At 66.5% G+C, this 272-nt stretch carries 1 protein-coding gene; it reads right to left on the bottom strand.

Annotation, left to right across the window (positions count from 1 at the left end):
- Positions 1-272, bottom strand: a 272-nt coding sequence (locus EYB28_RS19815) for an integrase core domain-containing protein (protein ID WP_166853001.1), incomplete at both ends; no start/stop codon positions are given.

Below are 272 nucleotides of genomic sequence, written 5' to 3' on the forward strand. Positions count from 1 at the left end.
TCGTGGCTGTCGTGTTCTCGGGCTGTGGTGCTTGGGCGGGCCTTGGGTGTGGCGGTGTAGGCCGTGGCTGGAGTCTGTCGGTGTGGCAGGGATCGATGGGGCCGGTGGTGGTTGTCGTGCTCGGCGAAGGTGTCCAGCAGGAGTTGCAGCTCGTGCGGGGTGGTGGGCTGGTCGGGCTGGGCTCGTAGCCACTTCTTCATCGTCTGCTGGAAGCGTTCGACCTTGCCCTGGGTCGTGGGGTGGTTGGGGCGGCCGTTCTTCTGCACGATGCC

The sequence above is a fragment of the Isoptericola sp. BMS4 genome, from assembly GCF_011634835.1.
GTDB lineage: Bacteria > Actinomycetota > Actinomycetes > Actinomycetales > Cellulomonadaceae > Isoptericola.